Below are 24,856 nucleotides of genomic sequence, written 5' to 3' on the forward strand. Positions count from 1 at the left end.
TATTAGATTATGCAAATAGATAGTTTCATAACAACTCTTATAATTATTGGTTTGACCAGTATCGTTTTTTATGTCATGTTTCGAATAAGCAGATATGCCTTTCTGTTGAATTTCTTACTGCTTTCTGTCTTTGTGTTTTACATTTCAGAAAGTAATGAATTAGCATTGCTAATGCTTTATATATTTTGTCCATTAATGTTAATCAATACAGGATTGTATGTATTTATTCATAAAACTGAAAATGTTCAAAATGGAAATACGAAATACCAAGTTAACTTTTCTACGAGCAAAGGAAATTTTAGATTGGATAACATGAAACGCGGTGCATCAGTTATTGGATCTGCTGGAAGTGGAAAAACCGAAAGTGTGGTGTATGGATTTTTGAAACATTTTAAAAAAGAAGGCTTCTGCGGAATTATCCATGATTATAAAGATTTTGAATTAACTGAAATGGCTTATCCACTTTTTAAGGATAATGATATTCCGTTTAAAATTATCTCTTTCGACAAGATCATTCACAGGGTAAATCCTATAGCGCCACGTTATTTAGAGAATGAGGAAAGCGTAAACGAAGTTTCTCGGGTATTGATTGAGAATTTATTGGAACAACGTGAATCTGGCACAACTGGCACAACAAAATTTTTTAATGATGCAGCTGAAGGTTTAATTGGTGGATTGATCTGGAAACTCAAAACATCCTATCCTCAATATTGTACCTTGCCACACCTAATTGCAGTTTACCAATTCTTGGACACAAAGAGCCTTATTGTGTTTTTAGAATCAAATACAACTTCACGTGCGATGGCAGATGCATTTATTAGCGGAAAAGATTCTGAAAGGCAAACGGCAGGAGTTAAAAGTACCTTGGCCAATGCGCTAAAGCGAATAAGCACCCAACGAATCTTTATGACTTTATCGGCAGATGAAGTTCCGTTGAATATCAATAATGAAGAAAATCCTGCGGTAATTTCAATCGTGAACAATCCAAAATTTGAAACTTCTTATTCGCCAGTTATTGCTACCATTATTCATACAATAACCAAACAAATGAGCGTTCGAAACTCAAAGCCTTCATTTTTGTTGATGGAAGAAGCACCGACTATACGGCTCTTAAATATGCATCGCATTCCAGCAACATTGCGTAGTTATGATATTGCGACTATTTACGTAATGCAAGATAAGATACAGAACGATATGATGTATGGCGATAAGGCTAGTAAAGCTATTTTGAGTAATCTTTCTTATCAGTTTTTCGGGAAGGTCAATGACCCAGATACCGCAAAGTATTACGAACGTTTTTTTGAAATCATAAAAGACCCGACCAAAAGTATCAGTCGTGGTCATAATCTGGATTTTGATACGCGAATCACAACAGGCGAAAAGGAAATTCCAAAGATTAGAGCTGATGTTTTCTTTAGATTAAAGCAAGGCGAATTTATTACCTATGCGGATGGAAAGGATAAAAAGGTTCAGTTTAAGTTGGCTAATATTCAAAGGGAATTACCACAGGAATCTAACCGGTTTACTCAAGCTGATTTGGAAACTAATTTTGAACGGATTTACGAGGAGGCGAAGTCAATATTTGAAAAATAAGTGTATTCATAATGAATTATAGCCATTGAGCCTATGGATAGAAAGTATATGAAAATTGTAAAAACTTTTAAATTTTGTGTAAATTGTACCACTCATTTAAAACTTCGAAATTAATAATGCGAATAGATATTGCAGGGAAAGTTCGTGAAAAGAAATTAGCTAGTAATAAGGCTTTACTACCACTATTTGAAGCTCTTGTCAATTCTATACACGCTATTGAAGAACTTAAGTCCGATAATCCAGGTTTTATTAAAATAGAAGTTGAAAGGTTGCCCCAAGAGAATTTGGGCAGCGATATAAATGATTCTGATTTTGAAAAGAAAAAACCAATTATCGCATTTAAAATAACGGATAATGGTATCGGTTTTAATCCTGACAATTGGGATTCTTTCAATTTAGCTCATTCCAGTTATAAATATAATAAAGGCGGAAAAGGTATTGGTAGAATAACTTGGCTACGAGCTTTCAGTAGTGTCGAAATTGATAGTATTTATCCTCAAAATGGCCATTATAACCGTCGTCAATTTGAATTCAAAATTAGTAAGGATGGTGTGGAAAATCCACGAGATTTTAAAGTCGAAGAACCTAATCCTCAAAGACGAACCTGTGTTTATCTTAAAAATTTGAATGAGCGTTTTCAACAATGGACAAATAGTGACTTGGAAGATATTGCCATTAAGATTATGGAGCATTGCTTTAGTTTTTTTAGGCAGCAAGATTGCCCAAGAATAATCTTGAAGGATAATTATGATGAAATAGTGGTAAATGATTATTTCAAAAACTATACGCGTAATTCTCTTGATAAAAGAAGTGCTAAAATAAAAGGTAAAAAGTTCGACTTTGAAGTGGTTAAAATGTATACCTCTAAGCCCGATAATAAAATTCATTACAGAGCTCATCGCAGGGAAGTAATGAGTGATAAATTAACTGATTTTATTCCTGAATTGAAGCAACCATTGATTGATGATGAAGGTGATAAATTTTCTTTAGCCGTTTACGTTTCAAGTGATTATCTTGATGATAAAGTTAATGAAGAGCGAACAGAGATATCATTTTCAAAAGCAGACGAATTCTTTCCAGATGAAATAGAGAAAACAGAGGTTAGTGAAAAAGCTGTAGCAATTGTTCGAGAAATTTATCAAGAATATATTGAAGCTATAGAACAAGACCGGCTTGAAAATATTAGAAAATTTGTAAGTAGGCATCCACGGTATAGGTATTTGGAGAAGTATAAACTGAACGAATTGAAAAAGATTTCCTCAAATCTTAGCGGTAAAAAATTAGAAATTGAACTATTTAAACTTCAAAATGAACTCGAGAGAGACGTAAAAAAGGAAGCTAATAAAATGCTAAAATCTATAAAAGAAATAGACCATAAAGCAGCCTTTGATAAAACTCATACAGATCTCTATAATAAAATTATTGAAGTTGGCAATTCAAAGCTTGCCGAATATGTAGTTCATCGCTCTTATATTCTTGAACACTTGAATAAGCATTTAAAAAAATCAAAGAACGATAAATATTCGAAGGAAGAAATTATTCACAACCTTATTTTCCCTGTGAAGAAAACATCTGACGAAATCCAATTAGAGGAACACAATTTATGGGTTATAGATGAAAGATTAGCTTTTCACGATTATTTGGCGTCCGATATTCCATTTACGAGTATTGAACGGACAGAGTCTACTTCTTTAAAAAGACCTGATCTGGTCGTATTCAACAAAGCTCATTTGCTAAATGAAAGCGCCAACTATTCTTCCATAGTGATTGTCGAATTCAAAAAACCGATGAGGAACGATTATAACGAATCTGATAATCCTATTACTCAAGTTCTTAATTATGTTATCGAAATACAAGAAAACAATGCTTTAGATACTAATGGGCGCCCAATAAGTGTCCAAAAAGGTACACCTTATTATGCCTATATAATTTCGGATCTTACACCGAAATTGAGAACTTTAGCTAAAAAAGCTGGTTTTACTGCCCATCCAGATAATCAAGGGTTTTTCTCTTATAACAGTAATTTCGAGCTTTATACTGAAATAATAAGTTTTGACAAAATGGTTAAGGATTCAAAAAAGAGAAATCAAATTTTATTTGATAAGCTTAATTTACCTACTCACTAGCCTTAATTTGTTTTGTCAAGAGAATTTTCACAAAAAATATTACTATTTTTCAGTGACTTTATTAATTATTTTTTCTAATTCCAGAATGCAATTTTTTATTTACAACCCTAAATTCCGCTTTCAATCAAAATCTTCTACCAAAATCAAACTAGCATTATCACTCGCTTCTTTTTGAAGTCTTTGGTTAATAGTTGCAATGAGAGAATCGGTGGAATCCCCTTTGTTGAGTAAGAATTGTAGAGTTTGGGGATCAATGATGTTATGGAGACCATCAGAATAAATAAACAATTTGTCTCCTTTATTCAAATTGAGTTTTTGATAGGAGGGAACAGATTTCTTAACATCCCCTTGAATGGAACGGGTAACAATATGATTGTATTTAGAAAGATTGATACTGTCATTTGAATTTTCAGTTTCAGAAAGCTCATTACTCAAATTATGTGCTTTGCTTTCAAAGCACAACTTTCCATTTGAATAATGCAGAATTTTTACATCTCCCACCCAAAACGTTTTCGCAGTTTTTCCTGAGATGAGTATTCCGCCAAGTGTAGATCCAAGTTTTGATTGATGTTGTTCTTGGTATTGGCGCAAAGATAAGTTCGCTTTGTTTATAACTTTTTGAATGACATTTTCGTTAAATTCACTACTATTGGATAGAAAAGTAGTCAAGCTGTCAATAACCATTTCCGCAGCGATATCCCCATTATCATAACCGCCCATTACGTCTGCAACTAAATAAAGATACGAATCAGTATCAATTTTCTTAGCTAATATTCGGTCTTGATTGGTTTCTCGCTTTCCGATATGTGATATTACTTTAGATTTCATTTATTTTGTCGAACATCCAATTGAACCATTCGTTTTAAGGTATCAAAAAAAGCTTGTTGAAATGCGCTATCCTGTGTGTGCAACTTGTACAGTTCCAGTTCATTTCTTCGTTGTCTGGACAATACGTCTTTAATAATGTGGCGTAACGCAATATCGCTATTCTGTTCGTCTGGATTTAGTTTTACTTTCTCTTCAAAATCAGGATGAGCTTCTACAAATTTTTGCAAGCTTAGCATTTTAACGCGCTGCTCCTCTGGTGTAGCATCCCATCCGTGGAAATATCGTTCGTTAAAAATTTTTATGATGGCTTCGAGTTCATCTTCTTCATTCTCGCCGTGAGCACCGCGAATATCTGGGTTTTGTGGTTTGAGTTCCGATTCGCTATCGTCCAATCCTATTTTCACGCCTATTTTATCCCGCTGTTCTAAGCCATAGGTTGCCAAATCAACAGCATCCAATAATTTGTCTAAATCATCTTCGTCAGGATCTTTGACGTGCATTTTTGGAATAAGGAATTTTAAAAACCAATACAGCATTTCCCATTCTGGATTGTTAAAATCCAAGAGGGCGGCGACTTGACCATAAATTTTAACAAACTGGCGCGCTTTAATTTTATAATCTGCCTTTTGTTTTTGTTCCAATTGCAACTCCACCTCAAAACGAGCTTGGGGTTTGCTCAAAGCGGCTCCCAAGGTTTCTGTATCAGCATTAGAAAAGAATAGGTCGTTGAACAGTTCCACTTCAGACCATTCGTAAACACCTTCTTCATCGAGTATCATTTTGACATCGTGTAATACGTTTACATCTGTAGCACTGCTTAAAGTAGTCACTGTATAATATGGATCAAAAGCATCCTTAATATCTTCTTTATCATTAAAGAAGTCCAGCACAAAAATATCTTCGGTTTTTTTGCCTAGCTTTGGAGCAGAACGGTTTAATCGCGATAAGGCTTGCACGGCCTTTACACCTTGTAGCTTTTTATCGACGTACATCGCTGTTAATTTGGGTTGATCAAATCCAGTGAGGTATTTATCGGCAACTACCAAAATGCGGTAATCGTCCATATCAAAATACCGAGCAATCTTATCTTGGATATAATCTGGATCAGAAGATTTTGCAGTATCCAAATGTGGAGGTAAGTTGTTGATAGATTCTTCTGTTAAGGAAATGCCGTCCACTTCTTTTTCTCCTGAAAATGCACATATCGCACCAAAAGGATTGCCACGCTCTTCCAGCAAGTTTTGAATAGCTTTGAAGTACCGAACAGCAGATTCAATACTTTGGGTGACAATCATCGCTTTAGCCTTTCCTTTCAGCTTTTTCTTTTGAACGGAATGTTTCATAAAGTGATCCAGCATCACTTCAGCTTTACTATTGATGGTTTGCTGGTCTTTTTCGACAAAAGCCTTTAATTTCTTTTGTGCCTTTTTGGTGTCGAAAATTGGATTTTCTTCCGCCGATTTCGTCAGACGGTAATAACTTTTAAACGTGGTGTAATTATTTAGTACATCCAAAATAAAACCTTCTTCTATCGCTTGCTTCATTGCGTATAAATCGAAGGGTTTAAAACTGCCATCTTCTTGCGGGACACCAAATTTTTCTAAAGTGCTGTTTTTAGGTGTTGCTGTAAAAGCCAAATAAGAAGCATTGCTTTGCATCTTTCGCGACTGCATTATCTGTGCAATTTTGTCTTGTACATCTTCAGCTTCTTCTTCGTTTGTCTCTTGTCCAATAGCACGGTTGAGGTTATCTGCTGTGGTGCCCGATTGTGAACTGTGCGCTTCATCAATAATAACCGCAAAACGTTTCTCACTTAAATCGGAAATACCTTCCACGATAAAAGGAAATTTTTGAATGGTGGTAATGATAATCTTTTTGCCTTGCTCTAAACTTTCTTTTAAATCCCGACTTGAAAGAGCAGGAGCTACAATATTCTTGACTTCTGAAAAACTACGGATGTTCTCACGTATCTGTCGATCTAATAAACGTCGGTCTGTCACGACAATCACTGAATCAAAAATGGGTTTGTCTGTTGCTTTTTTTCCTGCTGCTTGTTCATTTTCTGGATAAGCTTCTATAAGTTGATAAGCCGCCCAGGTAATGGAATTGGATTTTCCTGAACCAGCAGAATGTTGAATGAGATAGCGAAAGCCTGTTCCATTTTCGCTCACGTGTGAAATAATTTTACGTACCACACGCATTTGGTGGTAGCGTGGAAAAAATAACGTACGCTTGCTTAACGGGTCTTTCGATTTGCCGTCTAGACGAACAAAATGTTGAATGATATTGGCCAAGCTTTTTGGTTTAAAAACTTCTTCCCATAAATAGGCGGTTTTGTGTCCGAATGGATTGGGTGGATTGCCTTTGCCGTTTTCATAACCTTGATTAAAGGGTAAGAAAAATGTATTGGTGCCGTTAAGTTTGGTCGTCATAAAGACTTCATCAGTATCGGCGGTCATATGAACGAGGCATCTTCCAAAATTGAGTAAAGTCTCTTTAGGGTCGCGTTGTTTTTTGTACTGATTTTGACCGTGCAAACGGGCGTTTTGTCCCGTCCATTGATTTTTGAGTTCTAAAGTAATTAGTGGCAAACCATTGACGAAAATGACCATATCAATTTCTTCCCGCGGATTGCTTTCTGAATAGGGAACTTGGCGGGTTACACTAAACTGGTTGCTGTCAAAATCTTTGGCAACTCGAGTACTGCTACTTCCTAAAGGTAACGGAAACAACAAGGTAAAATGCGCATCATCCACGCCTAAACCTTTTTTGAGCACGTGCAATATGCCTTGCTTTTTAATGATGCGGTCTAAACGTTGCAAAATTTTAAGTTTCCAATCGTTGCTACGTTTGAGTTTGTTGAGCTCTTCTTCTTGAGTGTTTTCCAGAAAATCCCAAAACCGCTTTGTATCCATTGCATATTTTGCATCAAAATGGGTACGATCGCCTGTATAATAATCGTTTTTTGTTTTATACGCTGTATTGGCTTCTGTTACTGAGGTGCCTTGATCTTTGAGGGTTTCTAAAGAAACTCCTGTTAAGGATTTTTGAATGGCGGCTTCTAAAGCTTGTTCGTTGGTTTGGGTATTCATAATTTTTTCTTAAATAGGTAAGTGTCTCCCGATATAACCTACCATAATTTTTTTGGAGACATTATCTTCTAAAATGTGAATGCGAATATCTCTTAATTTAATATGTAATTCAAATATATCAGTCCCGCCATTAGGTAACGAAAAGACGCGTTTATCAAAGTGTTTATTCATTGTTGTTTTAGATTCTGGGCTTAATGTTATTTCTGTAGAATCATTTAAATTTTGATAGTTAAAATTACCCTCGCTCCAGTTTTGCAAATATTCATTTAGAATAGATAATTGTTCTACGCATTGATGAAAATATTTTCCATTTCCGAAGGATTTTAACTGTTCTTCTGAATTATCACAAAAAATAATATTTGAAAAACAAATTTCTTTAAGAAAAAAAAGATTTGAATGGTTTAATAAAATAAGATGATATTTTTTAAATTCTTTAAATCTATCATCATTTTCAACACATAAGTTTTTATCAATCTCTAATTGTGGAAAATTTATTCCCATAAACCCAATTGGTGTATCTGGGAAAACCATTTTTAATTCTTCTATAGATTTTGGATTTGAATTAGATATATTAATTTGCTCTAAGAATTTTGCTCTAAATTGATTTTCTTGAGAATGGTTTTGATATAATTCAGAATAATTTTCTAATTGATTAATATTATTATTCTTATAAAAAATGTCATTTTCTTCTTTTTTAATTAGTATTATATCATCCAAACCTTCTTGAAATTCTTCAAATTTAAGGTTGTCAACAGACTCTTCCAATAGAAATAATTTAGTCATTTTTTCTTAATTTAAGAAGAGTGGCGTAATCTTTTTGAGACTGATCGAAAAAGCCTGATGGCCATTGCGATAATTCACCTTTATTATTTATTTTGATACTTTCAATACTTGGTTGAGGGTTTTCACTGTCCTTAGAGAAATAATTAATTGTAGTTTGATCTGGAGCTAACTCATTTTCTGTAACGGCTATTTGAATACCATTTAAAACGTGATCACTATGAGTTTCAATAATTATATTAATTCCTGTTGAAGCCATTTTAGTTAAAAACTTTCCGATGCGAGATTGAGCAGATGGATGTAAATGAGCTTCTGGATTTTCAACAATAAATAATGTATCACGTTTAGCGATAAGAGCAGTAAGAATAATAGGTAATACATAACTTATGCCAAAACCAATATTAGTGGCTAAAACAGATTCGTTATTACTAAAAGAGTTCTTCATCCTGATTTGAGAAGACATTAATTTGGTATTGAAAATTCCTTCAACTTCATTTCCTGGTAAAATATAATCTAACCATTTGTTAACCTGTATACCCAGGCGTAAATTATTAGTATTTTGAAATTTTCTATCTTTCTCTACTTTGAAACCATATTCAAAAGAAGAATCACCTAGTAGTTGAGCACAGAGTGATCCATTATAACCAGTATTAGGAAAATCGTAAAATTTAATATCATTGTTTACCCTTGGTCCAACTCTTTCAGCATTTAAATAGTAAAATTCTTGTTTAAATAAATAGAAATCACTTTTAAGGTTGTTAATTACACTATCGGGTTTAAGCCATAATACATCTTCGACTGGGACATCATAATCAACTAATAGTTCCAATTGTTCTGAATTTATCCCCAGCTTAATACATTGTTCATCAGCATTGAAGGATACGGCTTCTGAACTCGTCCCTAAAGAAAGTCCATATGAGCCATTTAATTCTACCGAAAGACCATTTGCCTTATTAAAATGATAATTTGTATCATTGGAGTCATCGGTCCAAATAGCACAATGCTCGATGGTTCTTCTCAGGAATAATAATGCTTGAATAGCCGAACTTTTACCATTGGCATTACCTCCAGCAAAAACTGTTAAGCGATTAAGTGGGATTGAAATATCAGTAAAGCACTTAAAGTTTTTTATTTTAAGACTAGTCATAATTATTTTTTTAAATTTGAGTCAATAAGTTCCTGAATCTTCTCAAATACATATATTAAGTTATTTCTAGAATTTGTTCCATATGAAAGAGAATCTAGCAAATTTTGATCATTTTCAATCAAATTAGCTAAAGGTTTTAAAAGAGTACTTTCTTCGTTTTTTTGTTGAATGATATTTGGGTCTTTATACGATAATAAGACAGAACAGGCTACAAATAAAGCTTTATTAATCAGTTGCTTTCTGGCTTCAGGCTCTAAATCTTTCGTTCTAATCTTTCTAAACGCGTACCTGCTACCAAATAGATACTCTGCATTTATCATCGCTTTTTTAAAATTTTCCGTATGATGCTTTAAATTGGAAAGTTCGGTAGTTCGAACCTTTTCGGTCAAATCATTTAATGAAGCTTCCATATATCCAGAATATGCTTCCACGTTTTCATTTTTATCGAATAACTCTCTAAATAAAATAAAGCGCAAGGCAATTTCTTGATCATCCATTCTACGAGAACGAATACTATAGTTAGTAGCAGTTTTAAACTCTTTCAAATCAGCCATGTCTCGGAGGGTTTGTCTTAGTCCTTTTCCTGCCAAACAATTTCGAATTTCTTGGTTGTTCAGGGGTTTTCCACCAGTATTTATTCTCCTGAATATATCATATTTTACTTTTGGGGGAGAAGAAGGGTCAATTACATTGACAGAAAATTGCGTTTGATTAAACCATCTAAAATATTTTTTATCTAAACCTTTTTTGCCCCTTTCGTTCGTGAAATATTTACCCCCACAAGTTTCATCTAAATATTCAAGTCCTTTTAGAGGGAATTTATTTTCCATAAATTCTTTAATTGTCGTAAGTCGCTGTAGCCCATCTACAATAGTGATTCTACCATCTGATTCTTCAGCAAAATAAAACATTGGAAGTGGTATTCTTAGAAGTACACTTTCAATGAGCCTTGATTTTTGGTTAGATGTCCAGACCACATTTCTTTGAAAATCAGGGGATAAATCAATATCCTCATCTTTAATCATATCGTAAACAAGACGAAGACTAAATTGTTTGGCGTGCACTTTAATATCTTCTGGATCGAATGGCTGGATGTCAGATTCATTGTCAATATCGGTTTTTTCGGTTCCTTGCTGCTCAGATTCTATAAAGTCAATGAAAGTCGCATCTATTTTTTCTCTTAAGACCTCTTTCTTCTCAAAGATTTCTTCATCTTGAAATATAATAGAGGTTTCATTATTTTCTACTTTAATGATTATCCAATCTTTGCCATTTTCGTCTTTCAATAGAATATCTCCAGAATCATTGGATGGATTCTTAACAGCATTCAAAATAATTGATTGATTATTTTTAAGACTTATTTCCATATTTACTTATTTCAAATTAGCGATCAATTTACCTTTATTTTCCTCAACACACAACTATCTATCAAGCTTGTCTTGGATTCTTTTAATTTTACAATGGCTTGTTCCTGCTGATTGACGGCTCGATCTATTTTTTTGGATTTGGTTTCGCTGTATCCGACAATTTGTTCTTGTTCGTTGGTTTGGGTATTCATAAAGTAACTTTATTTTGAAAATAGTATGCTCATTAAATAATATCTGTAAACCATATAATGTGGTCTTAAGACGGGTTTATTCTTTATCCTATTTTTTATTTTTGATTGTCATAGTTATATTTTGATGATGCTAAGCTCGCAAGCGGTCTTAATTTTGTTATTTATTTTCAGGTTCATTATCAAATAGTTCTTGTAATTTCACTTGCAAATATCTCTTGTCAGGTAATTTGGTTTTGTATTCTGAAACCATTGTAGGGGAGAGGCTCCTGTTTAAAGCATATTCCACAACTTCTTGGTCTTTATCTTTACATATGAGAATACCTATACTTGGATTCTCGTTTTCCTTTTTTACATTTTTGTCGAGTGCTTCAAGATAAAAATTCAGCTGCCCTAAATGTTCTGGTTTAAACTTATCGGTTTTAAGCTCAAACGCAACCAAACATTGAAGACCACGATGATAAAAAAGTAGATCTATAAAAAAGTCAGTATTGCCAACTTGTACGCGATATTCTTCACTTATAAAAAGAAAATCTTTACCTAGTTCTAAAATAAAAGCTTTCATCTGTTTAACAAGTCCTTTTTGTAAATCACTTTCTGTATATGCTGTAGGAAGCTTTAGAAAGTCAAAAACATAACTATCCCTAATGGTGTCAGGAAAAACTTCTTCATTTTCTCTCAGCGTTGATGAGAGATTTGATTTCCCTATCATCGTTCTCTCAAAGAGACTCGCAGAAATTTGTCGGTTAAGTTCTCGGGTGCTGTAGTTTTCTTTTTTTGTGACTTTTATATAAAACTCCCTTTCTTCCATAGTTTTACAACGTGAGAAAATGGTCAAATTATGGGTCCAACTAATTTCTCTCAGCACTGATGAGAGTTTTGGAAAATCTTCATAAGTCTCATAAAACTGCTTCATACGCCAAAGGTTCTTATCTGAAAAACCTTTAATGCTGGGTTCATTTTTATGAATGTAAAGTGCTAATTCCTCAACTACCGATTTACCCCAATCACTTTTTTCTACCTTTTGGCTGATGAATGAACCAATTTCCCAATACAAGCTTATCAGCTCTGTATTGACAGCCCGAATAGCTTTTTGCTGTGACTTTTTAATTAGTTGAATCACACTTGAAAAATCATTATTTAGTTCGTTCATCGTCCTTTTCAGTTTAAAAAATCATGGTAATCTGTTATATTGTTGGTTTCCGAATTCCAGTCAAATAAGAACTCTCCTAAATTAAAGGGTTTATAGTGGTTTTCCGAATCTCAGTCAAATAAAAATCAAAGTAAACAAAAATTTTCTTCAGGTGTAAACTTCTAATTTAATCTCATTTGCCATTTTTATTAATTTTATTTTTTCATTTTAAATCTTATGTTACCTTTATTTTCCCTAACACGCAACTATCTATCAAGCTTGCCTTGTATTCCCTTAACTTTACAATGGCTTGTTCCTGCTGACTAACGGCTTGGTCTATTTTTTTTGATTGGGTTTGTATATATTTCGAAATTTTATTTTGTTCTTTTATTTCTGGCACAGGAAATAAAAAATTCTTTAATGATGCAAAATTTAAACCTTCTCTTCCTCCTCCTTGTTGAAAAAACCAAATTTGCTTTTGCCCAATTTCAGAAGCTATAAGAGCATTTAAATAAACTGTGGTAACTTTTAAAGAAGGCCTTAATATACATACGTGTTGATTCACATTCATTTCATTTTCACCCATATGAAAATAACATCTACCTAACGATCCACCAGTAATATTAAGAAGTACGTCACCTTTATAAACTTTGCTATTAGACATTGAGTTGTGAATCTTTTTTGAAATATAGGCGACGTTTGATAATTCAATTTTATCAAATAAAATATTCTGACTTCTTAATAAGGGAATTCCTTTACTAAGATAAGTTGTACCACCTCCTGAAGGTGTAACTCCACTACCTATTTTAGTTGTTAAGTGCTTCAACCGCTTCACTTCCCAACCCACAGGAATCTCTCCAATCCAGTCAACTCCGCTATCTTTAAAGTCAACATTTTCATCCAACCCGCGGGTGACTGCTTTTTGGATCAGGGCTTGTTTGCGTTCTTTGAGCAAGGCCATCATCTTTTCTTTTTGAGCGACCACTTTGTCTAACTTTTCGCAAGTATCGTCTAAAAAATGAGCGATGGCTTCTTGTTCTGGTTTTGGAGGGAGAACTGTACGCACTTCGCCAAAATCATCAGTATACATTCGCCATCTTGAAGGAACTACACCACTTGATCGGCGAGCAAACTCATCTAAATATATCTTTGTTCTATACAAATAATGAGCAAATCGAGGTAATATTTCATTTGAAGCTTGATAAATTGAATAAGCAGGACTAACAACACCGTCAAAATTTGAAATGCCTAAACCGCCTAACCAAGCCAACATAATATTAGTAACTAAATTGTCCTTACAAACTTTTTTATAACCAATCAAGTTTTCACTACGTGATTGATTTTTATTTGTTTTTACACCGTCATATTGCGATACTGATAAAAGCTGCTCGTTTCCGTCTTCGGACAAATTTGTTGTTTCGAACCACAAAAATTTAGATCTCTTGGTTTCCCAATGCTCAGGAATTTCACCCAACCAATCTACGCCACTGTCTTTATATGCTGGATATTTTTTCATTGGTTCACGCTGTTTAAAATATCCATAATCAAACCTTCGTTTTTATTTTCTAACTCGCGTATCTCGTGATCAATTTCATCTAGCGGGCGTAGGGCTTTGTGCTGGTAAAAGTATTTATTAAAGCTAATTTCATAGCCTATTTTGGTCTTGTCTAAATCTATCCAAGCTTCTTCTACGTGTGGTACAACCTCCCGTAAAAAGTAAGCGTAAATGTTTTCATTTAACGGGATGTTTTCATAATCGCGCAAATCGCTTTCGGTTTCGTATTCAATATAGGTATTTTCTTTTTTAGTTGGGTAATAGCCATAATGATAGAGTTGAGCAGGAGTACAGTTGAGATGCTCACAGAGCTTCTTCAATTTTTCACCCGTGATCTTTTTAGTGGCTTTAATAACTTTTTCCGCTTCGGCATCGTAAACGCTCACCGCATCTAAAATGGCTTTTTTCTGAGAACTGCTCAGTTTGATGTTTTGTTTTTTAAGCGCTTTATTGACTTGTTTTGAAAAGTGGTTAAAATCCATAAACACATCGTCTCCAATTGTGTGGTGTAATTTTGTGGCGGTTTCTACCAAGAACTTGGCGTCTTCCCAAGTTTTCTTAGAAGTTAGTTGTGTCTTTTTCTTAGCACTTAAACTAATGGCATTGGCCTCGCACCAATCTAAGATTTCTTTTTTAAGGCTAGGTAATTCTGTATAAACCTTGTCGCCATAAGTTTGGTAGGCATATTCCATCGGCTCTTGCAACTGGCTGTGATAGCGCAAAGTTTCAATGGCTTCTGCCGTAAATTGAGATCGCAAACGTTTTGGACGTTCAATGGTGACTTTATAATAGCCAAAATTACTATTCTTAAAAATCTTACTGGCCAATTGGTTTTCTTCCTCTCGTTCTAAAGCCGCTGAATGGAGATAGGTTTGCGTGATTTCTGCAATATGTGCTGGGGTGAACTCGCAATTTTTTTGCCCGAGATTTTTACGTAATTTTTGGTGCAGGGGTTGCGCATCAATAAGTTGCACTTTGCCTTGGCGTTCTTTGGTTTTGTTATTGCTGAGCAACCAAATATAGGTGGTAATGCCCGTGTTGTAAAACAGGTTGTTGGGCAGTTGCACAATGGCTTCCAGTAAGTCGTTTTCAATCAAGTAACGCCTAATGTTACTTTCGCCACTGCCAGCATCGCCTGTAAACAAACTGCTTCCGTTGTGAACACTGGCAATACGAGTTCCCAAGGGACTTTGCTTTAAGCTTTTCATTTTAGACACCATTTCCATCAGAAACAGCAACTGCCCATCGCTGCTTCGCGGAATGGCTTTTTCGGTGTCTGTTTGCTCCCAATAATCGGATAGGGGAATGGTAAAGCGCGGGTCTATAATATCTTTCCCGTCTTTGATGTATTTCTGTTCGCTGGCCCAACTTTTTCCATAAGGTGGATTGGACAGCATAAAGTCAAAGTTTTTGCCAGAAAATTCATCAGTAGAAAGCGTTGATCCCAAACGTATATTTTGAGGATCGTTACCCTTAATCATCATATCACTTTTACAGATGGCATAAGTCTCGTCATTGATTTCTTTTCCGAATAAATACACATCTCCTTTGGCTTGAATAGCGCCAGTTTCATCTTTAATAAAATTCTGACTTTCGGTCAACATTCCACCACTTCCACAAGCGGGGTCGTAAATAGTCATTACAGGAGGAAGTTGGTCTTTAACGGATTTGAATACCAAATGCGTCATCAATTCAATCACTTCACGTGGCGTAAAATGCTCTCCGGCTTCCTCGTTATTTTCTTCGTTAAATTTACGAATGAGTTCTTCAAAAACATAGCCCATTCCTAAATTGGATAGTGCAGGTAATTTGTAGCCGTCCGGATCTTCTTTTTCAAAGGGCGTTAAATTAATCTTAGACGAAGTAAATTTTTCCAAAACATCAAGTAACACATCTTTGTCTGCCATATGTTTAATTTGACGCTTCAAAGTGAACTTGGCAATAATTTCTTTCACATTATCGCTAAAGCCTAAAAGGTAATCTTCAAAGTTAGCCAATAAGATACTTTGGTTATTTGAGGCGGTATCTTTAAGTAACTGTAAAGTCCATTTACTGGTGTTGTAAAACTCATAACCAGAAGCCGTTTTTAGTCCTTCAGATTCTAGTTCGGTAAAGCCTGCTTCAACCGTCTGAAACTGAACTTCGTCCATTACCGCTTTTTTAGAAGGTTCGAGTAAGGCATCTAAGCGGCGTAAAACAACCATTGGTAGGATAACATCACGGTATTTCCCGCGCACATAGACATCGCGCAGGCAGTCGTCTGCAATAGACCAGATAAAAGATATAAGTTTGGAGTGGGAATTTTGATTCATTTATTTTTGGTTTAATCCGTTAACTATTTCTTAAATGCTCTGCAGCACTTCTTCATAGGAAAGGGATTTATGTGTTTCTATAATTTGATTCGAGCAATTTATACTTTTACTGGATATTTTGTAACTCATCCGTGAGTATTTTTTTACCTTCCATAAAAACCATTAAATTTAGGTATTTTATATAAGTATGATCTGCGGAATCCAAGAAGTGAATATTCCGTTTTTTAAGTTTTAGAACTGCAATTTTAGAAAATTTTTTGGTTATTAAACTAGTAGGTAAGTTATCATTGTTTTTTAATTTCTCTAAAAGAAATACAATTAGTTGAGTAGAAGTGCTAAGCGCAGATTTGCTCTCTATAATAGATTGTGGGATAATTAGATTCAATAGGGTATCATTTTTGGATTTTTTATTATCTACTTGAATTTGCATTCTGCTAAGTTCTTCCAACTTAGAGGTCGCTTCGTAAATGAAATCCTTATTGCGATACATAATTCTTTTTGTTCATTGCTTTAAACTGTTCAGTGACAATGAACGTTCGAATTTAATGAACATAAATAGATGAACAAGTGATTTCTTGAGAAATTAGTTGAATGAAAAGCTAAGTGAAACTAAGATTATTTAATAGGGAGATGATAGATTAAAATAAGTTTTCGTTTCTAGGTTTTCGCTTTAAAATTTCAACAGTCAGGCCTGAACTTATAGAAACTAAAAGGGACCTTTTTCTCGTGGCCCATTATGGGTGACTTTCCATTGTCCATCTTCTTGAACCAGCTTAAAAACTCCAGGCTTAAAGTCGTAAGCTGTGGAGTATTTTATCCAAGCCACTTCGCCTTTAATCACTTTATCCACCACTTTAAAATTAGATTCAGAATTTTTATCCTCTGTAAACATTTCTTGTATGCTTGATAAATTGGCATATCCTGAAGCTGTTGTATGTTCTTTTAAGGTGGCTTTATCACCATAGTAAAAACTTTCTGCAACAATCTTCGCAGTTTCAGAGGGGGAATTATTCTTAACTTCTGCGCAGGAGATAATCGTTAAAATTACGGAGTAAATGACGAGCTTTTTCATAACAAGTTAATTTGGGTTATTAATAAATCTATGCGATATCTTTAATTTTAAATTTCTTTCTCCATTTTTTTCGTTAAGTTCTAAAATTGCTCTGCGGTCATTACTTATTGAGAATTTAGGTAATACATAAATCAATTTTATGGTCTCATTTTCGGCTATTTTGGAGGGTAAATTGTAAGTGAAAATTGGCTCTTGATAAAGGCGTTGTAAAGATTTCTTTTTTCCTTTTTTTCGTGTTTCAATCGAAAATTTCAAGAAATTTAAATCGTAATCCAAGGTAGATTTATTTTGTATTTGGATAACGAAGTAGAGTTCATTTTTATCAAAAACAATATTCTCAACACTCATAACGATACCTTCGTTTCGTTTTTTAATCAGACCTAATCGCTGCTTTCTGACAAGAAGATAAGAACAGAATTTTTGATGGTAATAAGTATTAAAGTTAATCCTTTTTTCAATAGCTTTAATTCGTACAGAGTCTTTTATTTTTGGTCTTTCATTACCTATACTGTTGGTCGTTGGAATGAAATAATTCAGTCGGTCAATATGTTTCTTGTACATTACAATATACGAAAAAACTGAGCCATTGTTATTAATAACCAAAAGATTACTTTCTTTTCCTGGTTTTGCCTGCAATAAGCCCAAATGCTGCTCTTTTTCACGATTAAAGGTAAATACGAAATTATCAGCTCCTGTTAAGCCTTGACGTATAGGTTTTGGGAAAAACAAAGCTACATTTTTAGTGTCGTTAGCATAAATTGTATCTAATGCTTTCTGTGGAAGCTTATTAATTTGCCCTAAGGTTTGTCTAGGTATAAAAGAGGAAACCACAATGGTTAATGTTAAGAGTATTGTTTTCATAATTTTGGTTTTAAAATGAGTTCATAATTGTTAAGAACTGTAACTTTTACATTGCGGTTATTGCGTCGTAAAATCTTACTTATTCCACCTACTTGAGGCACTGTTGGAATGTTAATGTCGTCAATAATATCATCCAGAACTTCACTGGTGGCTTCCGCTCGGAAGTTATTTTCTACATAAATACCTTCGCTGCCGTCTTGTAGGTCAAAAGCTTTTAATTTGGTCGGATGATGCTGAATATTTTCAATCTCGATCAAAGCTCTGTTAGGCTGAAAGCTGATAAAACCAAATAACAAACTGTTCTTTGACATCTTTTTTCCGTTAATAATGGCTGATTTGGTAAGTCGCATCCGCAATCGGGAATTTACTTTGACGACTTGATCACCATCAACTTTTGCGTAAATAGCCTTGTCAGTACTTCCTAGTATAGCTAATTCATTGACTTTTGGTTCAGCAGCAAAAAAGAGTTGGTGTTCTAAACCTAATTCCTTGACTTGAATTTGCTGTTCTTTTTTGATTTCAGATGAATCGACTTTTGAAGTTTTCTCCTGAATTATTTTCTTCGATCCAATATTACTATAACGTTTATTAAAATATTGAACCCTGTTAGCATCATAAATGCTATCCACAATACGTTCTTTTTCTAATTCAGGTAATTTTGGATTATATAATCCCGTGGAGTCCAATAATTTCTCATCATAAATGCTGGGCGCATTGGTTTCGCGCACTTCTTTTAAATCATTAATGGCATCCAGTTTAGAATCGTATTCTTTTTGATCTTGCTTTAATTCAGGAACGACTGTTTGTTTAAGGCTATCATTTTTACTTTCATCATCACCCAATACAATTAAAGAATAAGAAATTAGGAAAATGAATATTGCGACTAATACGGTCGCAAACACAATTTTATTTTTTTCTATTTTCATCATTTATTTTTTTAAGTGTGTTTTCAAAATATTCTGTAATTAGTAATCCGTGCGGATTATTGGGAAAGTTTCTGTCCACGTGAATCAATTTCCCAGAGGATACTAATTCATAAGTGTCAGTGATGGAACCGCGATTAATTTCAAAAATGCTTGTTGTGATAAAGCTATATTTGCCGTCATTTTCATTGATTTCGGAATCAATGCTCAGTACCTTTTGAACCAAGGAATATTGCAGTAATCGGTTGTAAACACCGTCTGCTTTTTTCTGGCGGTAAAGATTGTCTACTGAACTATTGCCTAACCAAAGAGCCTTTTTTAGATTGCTTTCATAATTACTCGCATCAGTGTTGTAGAAATATCTGTGAAATAAATCTAAATGTGCCAGCGCTTCAACTTTGAAGTTTTCTTTTTGAGTGACGAGTTTTAGGGGAATAATGCTTCCATCGGTATTGATGGCAAAAGCACTATTGAGTGCTCTTTGATTCGTATTAAACGCCATCCAGATCGAAAAACTGCTAGAGAGGAAAGCGAAAACAATAACCGCTAAAACAATAAAACGATTGAGCTTTAATATTTTGTATATGTTAGAATAGGGTGTTCTCATAATGTTTTATGTTAGTTGGTAAATAATCGCAGTGTAAAAGAGGTGGCACGCCTGTAAAGTTGAAATTTCAAAAAAACAATAAAGCCGATGGAACCCAACTGAACCACAGGTGAGAAGAAACTTTCGCCGATATCTGCACCAAAAAGATTAGTCCAAAAATTAGTATTGAGCTCTGTGTAAAGGGCATTTACAAATATGTTAACCAAGAAAAATGCAGGGACTAACATATAAACAGCAGCATATAATTTGAAGAAAGTGTAGGCCAGTGATCGGAACTTTTCGAAAACTGCTAGACTTATAACCAGTGGAAAAAATGCCTGCATAATACCAAGAAGAAAGAAGCGTTCTGCTAAAAATAATGGGTAGATGAACAGATCTAAAATCCAGAGGAAAAGGCTGATAATAAAGGCAAAAATTTTAAATCCATAAAGAGGTGTTATCAAAGCTTCGTAAAGTAAAGTCATTGCATTTTTTGCAGCATCCATAAGGTTAACATCTTCTTCTATTGGGATGTCCTGCATTTGCAAGGGAAGTAATGCAGGTGCTGTGCTTGTATATTGTCCTTCAATAGCTACTAAAATACCATCGAAAAACCCTAATACTTGCGTTGAGAAGATGACTAATATGACGATAGCAAAATTCTTTACCAGTTCACCAGGACTCAATCCCCAGGTGTAACCATCTTTATCTGCAATACCCTCATTATATTTTTTAAGGACGTTAATTAAGAAAAATAAAACCGCAAGCGTTTTCATACCGGCAATTGTATATTGTGAAAAGCTGCTGTTTTGCACGGTTTGAAAAACCGTATCGATATATTCTAATCCGATTGACATTACTATTTAATATTCAGTTTCACGGTTATTAACTTTGTCCTGCATTTTTCTGAAGGAAATAATATCACGATAACGTTTAGTTTTGGTCGTGATGTTGGACACCATTTGCTTTGATTCTTCTTCTTTTTGTTTGAGTATTTCAGCACGTTCGGCATCACTCATTTTTAGGTAGTCACTAGACAGAACTTCATCAATAAAATCTACTGTTTCTAATGAGTTCTGGACAATAGCGTCAAATGATTCCGCAACACGATTAATTTCATTAGGTTTGATATAAGGAGAATTTAAAATATCCTGTAAATCGTTCTGCATTACTTGAATAAGACGTTGATTATTGTCTGCAATTTTTTGCACTGCATTCAGTTGTTGTACCACGCTCGAAACTTGCTCGATAGCTTCCTTAGCATCCTTTAGAAATTTTACAGACTTAATCATTTGAGCGGTTTGTTTACCCGATTCTACCAGTTGTTTGACTAAACTTACAAAGTTTGTATTGTCATAAGTTGGCATTCCTTGGCACGCAGCGCGTGCAGGCAATAAAAAGATGAATGCAGTTGCGATAATTAAGATTTTTGTCTTCATAATATTATGTTTTAGAGGTGAATTTTTTTATTGCTAATTCCATATTATTGGTCTTTTTATAAATGGCCATTATGTTCTCGTTTTCGTTACCATCAGTTAAGTAAGCTGCATAAACTTCTTTTGGAACTTCCAATCGAAAAATGTTACTCTCTCTACCTATTTTGATGAACATTTCGGTGTATTTTCGAGAGCCAGTAAGATTATTCTTGATGGATTTTAACTGATTAAGATCATGACTTGATAGATTGAGTCTTTTGACTAACTCATCGTAGCCTTTCTCGTTGTTCAGGCTGTAAATAACCTGTGTGTTTTCAAGTATGCTTGCCGAAGTAGAATTGTTGGGAAGCTGATTGATGGACTGAAGGATTATTCCAATAGCACCATTCTGTTTACGAATGGCCTGATAGTAAAATTCAACGCTTTCCAACACATTGTCAAACTTCAGTTGCTTGGCAAACTCATCGAAAAGGATGATACCTTTTTCTGCACGGTTCTTCCATATTGTTCTTTGAATGGAAGATTTAATAAGTTTCAACATTACTGACAGGATTTCCTTATTGTCTTTGACTTCATCCAGTTCAAAAACAATGAGACGCTTGTCTTCAATTTTGTAAGTCTGATCCTCACTTACTTCAAATAGAAAACTGTATAGACCATCACCGACATATTCTGACATGACGTGCAAGAAGCTGGTAATATTGAAGTAATCAGGATGGATTTTTAAGGTGTCCAGAAGACTATTCTGATTTTTTTCTATAAAGTCATAAAAACCATCCAAAGAATGATTTTGAGAAACACTATTATAATAATGCTGTAATATCTTTTTGACAGAAACAGATTGAGCTTTGGTAACTTTTAAATCTGAAGCGAAAAGTTCAAATAGGAAAACTGATAAATCTTCCAAACGTTCAGGTGTCAAGTCTCTTACATCGCTTATATAAAATGGATTGATACCCAAATTCTTTCCACTTTCGTAGCGAAGCACAGTATATTTTTCTGGATAGAGTTTAGCGAATTTGGTATAAGAACCACCTAAATCAATAATAACTAAGCGCACACCACTTTCAAAATATTGGCGTAAAATATTATTGGCAAGGAAAGATTTTCCTTCACCAGTCGGTGCAAAAATAGCAAAGTTACGTGCCTTAATTCGTTTCTTTTTTTCATCCCAAACATCTTTTAAAACAGGTATGTTATGTTCACGATCGTTAAATATAATTCCAGTATTATCGGACTTGTAGTTGGTGTTGTTAATGAATAAACACAGCGCATGCTTTAAATCTGTTACGTATAAATCTTGATTTGAAAAATTAGAAGAAAAACAACAGTAGCTATTCAAAATATAGTTTTTACGCTCTTCACCTCGTGGGTAGTAGGGGATAATATCTAATTCCTTAAACTCAGTTTTGATTTTTGAGGTGATTTTATCGAGCTTTTCAGCTTCTTTCGTCCAATAAATAAGGTTCAAATGACCACGAATAACTCTTGCATTATCATCGGTATTAATTTGGTCAAGTATATGCTGAATCTTTTTAAGTACCACTTTGTTCTGTGAGCCGAAATTCGAGCTTTTGTTAAGCTCTTCAACTTTCTTGTCGAGTAGTTTTCGCCATTTCTGTTTGTCATCTAAATATAAAATCTGATTGACAATGTGGTTTTCATTTAGCGTAAGCCCTAAGCCATCAACAAACCCTTGATGAAATACAAAGTCGTCAGAAGTGAATTTCTCATTGGTTTTGCTACTTTGTACACTTTCGCCAAAGCACAGTTCGCTGTTGATAGCGAGGGCATCAAAATGGTTTTCGCCAATATTGACGCTTTTTTTATCTAAAATGATATCGGTGTCAAATCCTTCATTGAAACCGTTGAAATAATTATTGGTCAGTTTTTGAATTTCTTCAGCGTTAAGTGAAGTAAAGTTCATTTTACGACTGTTGTTGATAAAAGAAACCGAGTCACTAACTGAACTCGCAAAGTTTTTGATGTTGTCGTCCAGTTTTGTTATAATAGTTTTTGGAACTTTTTTAAACGGGTTAACATACTTTGGATTATTCAAAGTTTTATTCTTAGTTAGAATAAAAAATAAGTAACATGTATGCTCAATATATTCACGCCCTTTAAAATAGTCATGCGTTGCTTTCTCTAAAAAGCTTTTATTCGGAAGCTCTTCCGCAGAATAAGATTTTTTAAGATAGATATCCTGTTTATGCACTACGGTTCCGATCGGGAGCGATTTTATGGCTTGAAACCAAGCGCCATGCATATCCTCAAAATCTTTCTCAGATAACGAATAGATTTCGGGTAGGTTGCCTTTGTAGCATAGTATTACGTTGCCATTATTGGCAAAGGCAATATTGCCTTGAATATTCACGATAGGTTGATATGTCGAAAGGTTAATCTTGTTCATAATTGAGGTTTGAATATCTTTTATTACTAATAATTTTTGGAAAGGCATTGACAAGTTGAAACAGTTGTGGATTGTTTGAGATACGTGTCAAAACAATGTATAGTGCAGCGTTAGCAAGAATAAGCCCAATAATAATGATAAAGCTGAAAGAGAATATGATAACCAATAAGGAAACCAGTACGACAATCATCATTAAGGCAAACAGAGAAACGGGCAAACCAAAAATGATCGCTCGTTTCCTGATGTTTCTATAGATTTCGAATTTTTTCATACGACTTATTGATTAAATATTTCTTAGAGACTTAGACTACGATTCCGATTAAATAGGTAAAGATTCCAACTACAGCACCAGCAATGAGTACGAAGACCAAAACACGGGTAATCCCTTTTTTTAGATCAGCATTTTCACCGAAGAAATGTCCTGCGTTAAATAGAAATCCAACAAGGAATATTACACCTAAGAGAATAGGAAAGATTGTTCTGATGGTGTTAGCGACATCGTCGACAGAATTTTCAATACCACCAATTTGAGCAAATAGGGAAGTGGAGAGCAGCAAGAAAAAACATGTTAAATAAATAGATTTTTTCATAACGTAAAAGTTTAAATATTGTCTGATTTTTATATCTATAAATTTACATATATTTGTTTTTAAAATACTGAAAATCAAGTATTTGTGAATATAATTTTATTTAAATATAATTGAATTCCGTTGCTATTATTTAGCATCAAATTTTATGAGTTTTTGAAGTTGAATTGTGAATAACCGAATACTTGAAGATGAAAAAAGTGCTCAAAAACGTCAGTTTTGTGATTTTACTTCTAAAAATGTGTTTCATTTTTGGGCAGGAAACCACAGCCCAAAAACGAATTGTAATTGATGTAGGGCACGGTGGAAAAGATACTGGTGCCATCGGTATAAATGGCATTCAAGAAAAGGATGTGGTTTTGAATATTGCGAATGCTATTTTGAAGCAAAATAATGAGTTAGAAAAGCCGCTTGATATTTATTTGACTAGGTATAGCGATACGCTTATTTCTTTATCAGATAGAACGAAGCTGGCCAAAACGCTAAATGCCGATTTGTTTGTTTCATTGCATTGTAATCATTCGGATAATCCTGATGCTAGGGGAGTGGAAGTCTATGTGACAGAGACACAATCTAAATATTTAGACGAATCTGTTTGGCTTGCTTTTCAAATGCAAGATGCGCTTAATAAGAAATTAGGTTTTAAAAGTAGAGGTGTGAAGTTCGCCAATTTTCAGGTGGTGCGAGACACAATTAGCGACTGTCCTTCTGTGCTTTTGGAAATGGGGTTTTTATCATCAAATGATGAAACCGAGTATTTAGCTAAGAAAGAAAAACACAATGGTATTGCGACTGCGATACTGGAATCAATTACTAAAATAGGACAGTTATGAGAGAGTTGTATTTGGAGATTGTTAAGTG

Annotated in this window: 22 protein-coding genes; 3 read left to right on the plus strand and 19 right to left on the minus strand. The window is 34.2% G+C overall.

Going from position 1 to position 24,856, the window contains the following annotated elements:
- The first annotated feature begins 9 nt into the window (after positions 1 to 9).
- Positions 10 to 1,593 carry a type IV secretory system conjugative DNA transfer family protein gene (locus CAP47_RS09970; protein ID WP_100776466.1) on the plus strand — a complete coding sequence of 528 codons (1,584 nt, stop codon included), beginning with the start codon at positions 10 to 12 and terminating at the stop codon, positions 1,591 to 1,593.
- A gap of 116 nt (positions 1,594 to 1,709) precedes the next feature.
- Entirely contained in the window at positions 1,710 to 3,719 is a 2,010-nt protein-coding gene (locus tag CAP47_RS09975; RefSeq protein WP_100776467.1) for a hypothetical protein, read from the plus strand.
- Between the two features lie 120 nt (positions 3,720 to 3,839).
- Here CAP47_RS09975 and CAP47_RS09980 read toward each other — a convergent pair whose 3' ends face one another.
- The 19 genes from CAP47_RS09980 to CAP47_RS10060 all read right to left on the minus strand — a co-directional run bounded on the left by CAP47_RS09980 (position 3,840) and on the right by CAP47_RS10060 (position 23,998).
- Entirely contained in the window at positions 3,840 to 4,547 is a 708-nt protein-coding gene (locus CAP47_RS09980; protein ID WP_100776468.1) for a PP2C family protein-serine/threonine phosphatase, read from the minus strand.
- Complete coding sequence (locus CAP47_RS09985) at positions 4,544 to 7,639, minus strand: type I restriction endonuclease subunit R (RefSeq protein ID WP_100776469.1); 3,096 nt, start codon at positions 7,637 to 7,639, stop codon at positions 4,544 to 4,546. Before CAP47_RS09985 ends, CAP47_RS09980 begins: the two co-directional genes overlap by 4 nt.
- 9 nt (positions 7,640 to 7,648) lie before the next feature.
- On the minus strand, positions 7,649 to 8,422 hold the full coding sequence (locus CAP47_RS09990) for a hypothetical protein (RefSeq protein ID WP_100776470.1): 774 nt from the start codon (positions 8,420 to 8,422) through the stop codon (positions 7,649 to 7,651).
- Positions 8,415 to 9,566 carry an AAA family ATPase gene (locus CAP47_RS09995; RefSeq protein WP_100776471.1) on the minus strand — a complete coding sequence of 384 codons (1,152 nt, stop codon included), beginning with the start codon at positions 9,564 to 9,566 and terminating at the stop codon, positions 8,415 to 8,417. The genes CAP47_RS09990 and CAP47_RS09995 overlap by 8 nt, the downstream gene beginning before the upstream one ends.
- A 2-nt stretch (positions 9,567 to 9,568) precedes the next feature.
- On the minus strand, positions 9,569 to 10,933 hold the full coding sequence (locus tag CAP47_RS10000) for a DUF262 domain-containing protein (protein ID WP_100776472.1): 1,365 nt from the start codon (positions 10,931 to 10,933) through the stop codon (positions 9,569 to 9,571).
- 23 nt (positions 10,934 to 10,956) lie between these two features.
- A complete protein-coding gene (locus tag CAP47_RS12390; protein WP_192869982.1) occupies positions 10,957 to 11,124 on the minus strand; it encodes a hypothetical protein in 168 nt (55 codons plus the stop codon).
- 157 nt (positions 11,125 to 11,281) lie between these two features.
- The gene (locus CAP47_RS10005) at positions 11,282 to 12,274 is read right to left on the minus strand and encodes a YhcG family protein (protein ID WP_100776473.1); all 993 of its coding nucleotides are present in this window, start codon (positions 12,272 to 12,274) and stop codon (positions 11,282 to 11,284) included.
- Between the two features lie 214 nt (positions 12,275 to 12,488).
- On the minus strand, positions 12,489 to 13,769 hold the full coding sequence (locus tag CAP47_RS10010; RefSeq protein ID WP_100776474.1) for a restriction endonuclease subunit S: 1,281 nt from the start codon (positions 13,767 to 13,769) through the stop codon (positions 12,489 to 12,491).
- On the minus strand, positions 13,766 to 16,120 hold the full coding sequence (locus CAP47_RS10015; protein WP_100776475.1) for a class I SAM-dependent DNA methyltransferase: 2,355 nt from the start codon (positions 16,118 to 16,120) through the stop codon (positions 13,766 to 13,768). The genes CAP47_RS10010 and CAP47_RS10015 overlap by 4 nt, the downstream gene beginning before the upstream one ends.
- A gap of 106 nt (positions 16,121 to 16,226) precedes the next feature.
- On the minus strand, positions 16,227 to 16,610 hold the full coding sequence (locus CAP47_RS10020) for a hypothetical protein (protein ID WP_100776476.1): 384 nt from the start codon (positions 16,608 to 16,610) through the stop codon (positions 16,227 to 16,229).
- Positions 16,611 to 16,826: 216 nt separating this feature from the next.
- Positions 16,827 to 17,192, minus strand: coding sequence for a hypothetical protein (locus tag CAP47_RS10025; RefSeq protein ID WP_100776477.1), 366 nt, complete (start codon positions 17,190 to 17,192; stop codon positions 16,827 to 16,829).
- 6 nt (positions 17,193 to 17,198) lie between these two features.
- Positions 17,199 to 18,053, minus strand: a complete 855-nt coding sequence (locus tag CAP47_RS10030) for a DUF4138 domain-containing protein (RefSeq protein WP_100776478.1) — start codon at positions 18,051 to 18,053, stop codon at positions 17,199 to 17,201.
- The gene (traM, locus tag CAP47_RS10035) at positions 18,050 to 18,979 is read right to left on the minus strand and encodes a conjugative transposon protein TraM (RefSeq protein ID WP_100776550.1); all 930 of its coding nucleotides are present in this window, start codon (positions 18,977 to 18,979) and stop codon (positions 18,050 to 18,052) included. The genes CAP47_RS10030 and traM overlap by 4 nt, the downstream gene beginning before the upstream one ends.
- The gene (locus CAP47_RS10040; protein WP_100776479.1) at positions 18,960 to 19,583 is read right to left on the minus strand and encodes a conjugal transfer protein TraK; all 624 of its coding nucleotides are present in this window, start codon (positions 19,581 to 19,583) and stop codon (positions 18,960 to 18,962) included. Before CAP47_RS10040 ends, traM begins: the two co-directional genes overlap by 20 nt.
- Positions 19,584 to 19,594: 11 nt before the next feature.
- Entirely contained in the window at positions 19,595 to 20,419 is an 825-nt protein-coding gene (locus CAP47_RS10045; protein ID WP_100776480.1) for a hypothetical protein, read from the minus strand.
- 6 nt (positions 20,420 to 20,425) lie between these two features.
- Complete coding sequence (locus CAP47_RS10050) at positions 20,426 to 21,001, minus strand: conjugal transfer protein (RefSeq protein ID WP_100776481.1); 576 nt, start codon at positions 20,999 to 21,001, stop codon at positions 20,426 to 20,428.
- Between the two features lie 4 nt (positions 21,002 to 21,005).
- On the minus strand, positions 21,006 to 23,408 hold the full coding sequence (locus CAP47_RS10055; protein ID WP_100776551.1) for a TraG family conjugative transposon ATPase: 2,403 nt from the start codon (positions 23,406 to 23,408) through the stop codon (positions 21,006 to 21,008).
- Positions 23,395 to 23,679, minus strand: coding sequence for a hypothetical protein (locus CAP47_RS12395; RefSeq protein ID WP_192869983.1), 285 nt, complete (start codon positions 23,677 to 23,679; stop codon positions 23,395 to 23,397). The genes CAP47_RS10055 and CAP47_RS12395 overlap by 14 nt, the downstream gene beginning before the upstream one ends.
- Before the next feature lie 31 nt (positions 23,680 to 23,710).
- Positions 23,711 to 23,998, minus strand: coding sequence for a hypothetical protein (locus CAP47_RS10060; RefSeq protein ID WP_100776482.1), 288 nt, complete (start codon positions 23,996 to 23,998; stop codon positions 23,711 to 23,713).
- A 188-nt stretch (positions 23,999 to 24,186) separates the two neighbouring features.
- Here CAP47_RS10060 and CAP47_RS10065 point away from each other — a divergent pair, with 188 nt between their 5' ends.
- Positions 24,187 to 24,828, plus strand: a complete 642-nt coding sequence (locus tag CAP47_RS10065; RefSeq protein ID WP_100776483.1) for an N-acetylmuramoyl-L-alanine amidase — start codon at positions 24,187 to 24,189, stop codon at positions 24,826 to 24,828.
- Positions 24,829 to 24,856 lie beyond the last annotated feature (28 nt).

Origin of the sequence: Psychroflexus sp. S27 (genome assembly GCF_002810405.1) — a bacterium.
Taxonomy (GTDB): domain Bacteria; phylum Bacteroidota; class Bacteroidia; order Flavobacteriales; family Flavobacteriaceae; genus Psychroflexus; species Psychroflexus halocasei_A.

What these genes read in the sequence shown, in the direction of transcription:
- CAP47_RS10000 (WP_100776472.1), bottom strand. Translation starts at nt 10,933, where the DNA reads ATGGAAATAAGTCTTAAAAATAATCAATCAATTATTTTGAATGCTGTT.
- traM (WP_100776550.1), bottom strand. Translation starts at nt 18,979, where the DNA reads ATGAAAATAGAAAAAAATAAAATTGTGTTTGCGACCGTATTAGTCGCA.
- CAP47_RS10020 (WP_100776476.1), bottom strand. Translation starts at nt 16,610, where the DNA reads ATGTATCGCAATAAGGATTTCATTTACGAAGCGACCTCTAAGTTGGAA.
- CAP47_RS10010 (WP_100776474.1), bottom strand. Translation starts at nt 13,769, where the DNA reads ATGAAAAAATATCCAGCATATAAAGACAGTGGCGTAGATTGGTTGGGT.
- CAP47_RS10025 (WP_100776477.1), bottom strand. Translation starts at nt 17,192, where the DNA reads ATGAAAAAGCTCGTCATTTACTCCGTAATTTTAACGATTATCTCCTGC.
- CAP47_RS10055 (WP_100776551.1), bottom strand. Translation starts at nt 23,408, where the DNA reads ATGAACAAGATTAACCTTTCGACATATCAACCTATCGTGAATATTCAA.
- CAP47_RS10065 (WP_100776483.1), top strand. Translation starts at nt 24,187, where the DNA reads ATGAAAAAAGTGCTCAAAAACGTCAGTTTTGTGATTTTACTTCTAAAA.
- CAP47_RS10050 (WP_100776481.1), bottom strand. Translation starts at nt 21,001, where the DNA reads ATGAAGACAAAAATCTTAATTATCGCAACTGCATTCATCTTTTTATTG.
- CAP47_RS10060 (WP_100776482.1), bottom strand. Translation starts at nt 23,998, where the DNA reads ATGAAAAAATCTATTTATTTAACATGTTTTTTCTTGCTGCTCTCCACT.
- CAP47_RS09975 (WP_100776467.1), top strand. Translation starts at nt 1,710, where the DNA reads ATGCGAATAGATATTGCAGGGAAAGTTCGTGAAAAGAAATTAGCTAGT.
- CAP47_RS10045 (WP_100776480.1), bottom strand. Translation starts at nt 20,419, where the DNA reads ATGTCAATCGGATTAGAATATATCGATACGGTTTTTCAAACCGTGCAA.
- CAP47_RS12395 (WP_192869983.1), bottom strand. Translation starts at nt 23,679, where the DNA reads ATGAAAAAATTCGAAATCTATAGAAACATCAGGAAACGAGCGATCATT.
- CAP47_RS10005 (WP_100776473.1), bottom strand. Translation starts at nt 12,274, where the DNA reads ATGAACGAACTAAATAATGATTTTTCAAGTGTGATTCAACTAATTAAA.
- CAP47_RS09970 (WP_100776466.1), top strand. Translation starts at nt 10, where the DNA reads ATGCAAATAGATAGTTTCATAACAACTCTTATAATTATTGGTTTGACC.
- CAP47_RS09995 (WP_100776471.1), bottom strand. Translation starts at nt 9,566, where the DNA reads ATGACTAGTCTTAAAATAAAAAACTTTAAGTGCTTTACTGATATTTCA.
- CAP47_RS09980 (WP_100776468.1), bottom strand. Translation starts at nt 4,547, where the DNA reads ATGAAATCTAAAGTAATATCACATATCGGAAAGCGAGAAACCAATCAA.
- CAP47_RS12390 (WP_192869982.1), bottom strand. Translation starts at nt 11,124, where the DNA reads ATGAATACCCAAACCAACGAACAAGAACAAATTGTCGGATACAGCGAA.
- CAP47_RS09990 (WP_100776470.1), bottom strand. Translation starts at nt 8,422, where the DNA reads ATGACTAAATTATTTCTATTGGAAGAGTCTGTTGACAACCTTAAATTT.
- CAP47_RS10015 (WP_100776475.1), bottom strand. Translation starts at nt 16,120, where the DNA reads ATGAATCAAAATTCCCACTCCAAACTTATATCTTTTATCTGGTCTATT.
- CAP47_RS10030 (WP_100776478.1), bottom strand. Translation starts at nt 18,053, where the DNA reads ATGAAAACAATACTCTTAACATTAACCATTGTGGTTTCCTCTTTTATA.
- CAP47_RS09985 (WP_100776469.1), bottom strand. Translation starts at nt 7,639, where the DNA reads ATGAATACCCAAACCAACGAACAAGCTTTAGAAGCCGCCATTCAAAAA.
- CAP47_RS10040 (WP_100776479.1), bottom strand. Translation starts at nt 19,583, where the DNA reads ATGAGAACACCCTATTCTAACATATACAAAATATTAAAGCTCAATCGT.